Here is a 3,837-nt window from a genome sequence, read left to right as displayed (position 1 = left end):
GCCGGGTCGTGGAGACCATCGGAGACGGCCGGGGAAAACACCACACGCTCCATTGTCCGGCCACCAACTTCCTAGGACGCCCTACAGCATCCTGGCCGAGGACGGCCGCAAGATGTCCAAGCATCTCGGCAACATCGTCGAGCCGATCGCGCTGATGGAGCAGCACGGCGCCGACGGGGTGCGCTGGTTCATGGCCGCGGGCGGGTCACCGTGGTCGGCGCGGCGGGTCGGGCACAGCACGATCCAGGAGGCCGTCCGCAAGACCCTGCTGACGTATTGGAACACCGTGTCCTTCCAGTCCCTCTACGGACGCGCTGCCGGCTGGACGCCCACGGCCGCCGACCCCGCGCCCGGCGACCGCCCGGTGCTCGACCGGTGGCTGCTGTCCGAGCTGAACACGCTCATCGTCGACGTCGACCGTGCGCTGGCCGCCTTCGACACCCACGAGGCCGGAAAGCTCCTCGCCGGTTTCGTCGACGACCTGTCCAACTGGTACGTGCGCCGCAGCCGCCGCCGGTTCTGGCGCGGCGACGCGGCGGCCCTGGCGACGCTGCACGAGACGATCACCGCGGTGACGCTGCTGATGGCGCCGATCGTGCCGTTCATCACCGAGCGGGCCTGGCGGGACGTCGTCGTGCCGGTGACCCCGGACGCGCCGATGTCGGTGCATCTGGCCGGGTTCCCGGCGCCCGACGAGACGCTGATCGACCCGGACCTGGCCGAGCGGATGGCCCTGGTGCGCCGGCTGGTCGAGCTGGGCCGCACCGCGCGCGCCGACTCGGGCGTCAAGGTGCGGCAGCCGCTGGGCCGGGCTCTCGCGTCCGCGCCGGGCTTCGACCGGCTGCCCGCCGACCTGCTCGCCGAGATCGCGTCCGAGCTCAACGTGGGCGAGGTGACCGGCGCCGGAGGCTCCCTTGTGGACACTACGGCGAAGGCGAACTTCCGGCCGCTGGGCAGGCGGTTCGGCAAGCGGGTGCAGGCCGTTGCGGCAGCGATCGCCGCCGCCGACGCGGCGGAGCTGGCGGCAGCACTGCGGGATTCGGGTACGGCTTCGGTGTCGGTGGACGGCGAACCGGTCACGCTCTCCCCCGACGAGGTGGTCGTCACCGAGACCCCGCGGGAGGGCTGGGCGGTCGCGTCCGAGGGCGGCGCGACGCTGGCGCTCGACCTGCGCGTGACGCCGGAGCTGCGCCGGGCCGGGGTGGCCCGCGACGTGATCCGGCTGGTGCAGGAGGCCCGCAAGAGCAGCGGTCTGGAGGTGTCCGACCGGATCGTGCTGCGCTACCGGGCCACCGACGAGGAGACCGCCGCCGCGCTGCGCGAGCACGGCGGGCTGGTCGCCGAGGAGGTGCTGGCGAGCTCGTACGCCGAGGGTGGCCCGGACCGCGACGACGCCGCGGCCCGGACCGACGACCGGCTCGGGCTCACCTTCTGGTTCCGGAAGGCCTGACCGGCGACCGCCACCAGCGGTTGCGTGCCTTGACGGCCGGGCACGGGTCTTGCGCCGGACTTACCGAGCGGGGTCAGTGCTCGATCGGCCGGCTCGCCGGACGATCAGGATCGTGGCCGCCGCCGCCCCGGCCCAGACGGTCCACCGGACCGGTTGCGCCATCAGGCTTTCCGCCGCCGGCGGCAGCAACACCATCTGCAGGGCCGCACCCGCCGGGACCAGCAGCGCGGCCAGGACGCCCGCGATGCCGCCGCGGTGAATCACAGCGCCGGCGATCCCGAGTGCGGGACCGAACACGAGCCCTGCCGCCAGCCAGATCCGGGTGGTCATGGTCCACCAGACCCCGCCGTCGAAGAGGATGTCCATGCCGTAGTAGGCAGCGGTGGCGAAGACCAGGCAGAGCGCGCCGGACACAGCACCTCGCCGCACGCCGGCCGTAAGCCCGGACCGGCGGCTCACCAGCCAGCCGGCCAGCACGGCGGCCGCGGCCCAGGCCCAGCCCGCGTCGAGGTTGAGGCTCGCGAACTCCGCGAGCTGCGACCAGCCGCCGCGCTCGGCACGCGCGGTGCCCACCTCGCCCAGCCACTCCGGCACGTGATTGACGACCGAGTCGACGGCCCCGAGCATCACGCCGAAGGCCGGGCCGGTCACCACCCATCGCATGCCGTCGGATCCCCCATGGACGCTCGTGGGTGGCCACCATCTCACAACCTCGCTAACCACGACAGCGCCTGCTCCGCTTCCTCAGGGGAAGCAGAGCAGGCGCTGGTTGCGGTACTTCAGCGAGCCGTGACGGTCACGCTCCGTCCCGTTCCGGCGCCGGCCGGGTTCACCGCCTGGACGATGATCCGGTATTGGGCGCCGGCGGCCACGCCACGCGGGGCCGTCAGCGTCCAGGTGCGCACGCCGGGCTTGGCGGTCACCACGGTCGGGGTGCCGTCGGGCTTGCCCGACGCGGTCAGGCGCTGGACGGTGATGCGCCAGCCCGTCACCGCACGGCCGCCCGTGTAGGACGCGTCGGACCACCGCACCGATGCCGTGACCGGGCCGCCCTTGGCTCCGGAGGCGCCGGTCAGGGTGTTCGGCGTGCCGGGGACCGCGCACGGGATCGCTGCGGCTGAGAGGGGCGAGAACTCGCCCTTGCCGGTGGCGTTCACCGCGCGGACCTGGAAGCGGTAGGTCCGGCCGTTCGTCAGGCCCGTGACGATCTCCGGCGAGGCGCCGTCGGCGACCGTCCGGATGCCGGCGGTGCGGCCCCAGTCGGCGTCGAAGACCTGGATCTCGTAGCGGGTGATCGGTGCGCCGCCGTCCGCAGGCCTGGACCAGCGCACGGCCGCTCGGCCGTCACCCGCGGTGATCAGTCCGATCGCCGGGGCCGCCGGTGCCGTGATCTTGCCGGCCGGGCTCGTCGTCGGGTTCGTGGTCGGCGTGGTGGTCGGCGTCGTGGTCGGCGTCGTCGTCGTGGTGGGGGTCGGAGTCGGCTCGGCCGACGTGGTCGGAGTCGTGCCCGGCGTCGGGTCGGGCGTGGTCGTCGGCCCGGCTGAGGTGGTCGGGGTCGGGTCCGCGGTGGTGCTCGGAGTCGGGTCGACCGGAGCCGGTGTCGTCGGAGCAGTTGTGGTCGGCGTCGGGTCGGCGGGCGTGGTGGGGTCCGGGTCGACGGGAGCCGGCGTGGTCGGAGTGGGGTCGGCCGGAGCCGGCGTGGTCGGGGCCGGGTCGGCCGGCGTGGTCGGGGTCGGGTCGGCCGGCGTGGTCGGCGCCGGGTCGGTCGGGCCGGGCGTGGCCGCCGTGGGGACCACGCGGTTGGAGATTGCCGAGAACTCGCTCGCCCCGGCAGCGTTCACCGCGCGGACCCAGAACGTGTAGGGCGTGCCGTTGGTCAGGTAGTGGAAGGTCAGCTCGGCGGCGTCCGCGGCGGCCACGTCCACGTCCATGACAACCTCGGTCTCGGCGTCCAGCGCCTGGACCTCGTAGCCGTAGATCGGCGTGCCGCCGTCCGAGGCCGGTGCCGTCCAGCGGACCACGGCTTCGCCGTCGCCTGCCGTGGCGGTCCCGATGACGGGCGCGCCGGGTGCTACGGGGACGGGCGAGGTGGTCGGGCTGGTGGTCGGGCTGGTGGTCGGGGTGGAGGCGGGCGTCGTGGCCGGAGTCGTCGGGGTGGTGGTGGGCGGAGCCGGGGTTGCCGGGGCCGTGGTGGGCGTTGTCGCCGGGGTGTTGTCGTCTTCGTCTTCGTCGCCGTCGTCCGGGGTGGTGCCGTCGTCCGGGGTGGTGTCGTCGCCCGCGGCCGGTGCCGGGGTCACCGCCGCCGAGGCCTCGCTGAACGCGCCCGCCCCCGCGGCCGTCACCACCCGCAGGCGGAAGGAGACCGCCACGCCGTTGGTGAGGCCCGT

At 74.3% G+C, this 3,837-nt stretch carries 2 protein-coding genes and 1 pseudogene; 1 reads left to right on the top strand and 2 read right to left on the bottom strand.

Annotated elements, in window-relative coordinates:
- Positions 1-88 precede the first annotated feature (88 nt).
- Positions 89-1,450 (top strand): annotated as a pseudogene (locus AB0M20_RS31445) (DUF5915 domain-containing protein); the annotation flags it as partial.
- Positions 1,451-1,510: 60 nt separating this feature from the next.
- Here the strand turns inward: AB0M20_RS31445 and AB0M20_RS31440 are convergent.
- Both AB0M20_RS31440 and AB0M20_RS31435 read right to left on the bottom strand, forming a co-directional pair.
- A complete protein-coding gene (locus AB0M20_RS31440; protein ID WP_364303955.1) occupies positions 1,511-2,113 on the bottom strand; it encodes a DUF6518 family protein in 603 nt (200 codons plus the stop codon).
- 116 nt (positions 2,114-2,229) lie between these two features.
- The coding region (locus AB0M20_RS31435; protein ID WP_364303954.1) for a fibronectin type III domain-containing protein at positions 2,230-3,837 on the bottom strand (1,608 nt) is incomplete at its 5' end.

This window comes from Actinoplanes sp. NPDC051633 (genome assembly GCF_040681735.1).
GTDB lineage: Bacteria > Actinomycetota > Actinomycetes > Mycobacteriales > Micromonosporaceae > Actinoplanes.
Note: the sequence above shows the minus strand (reverse complement) of the source record. Positions and strands in the feature narration are given on the sequence as shown.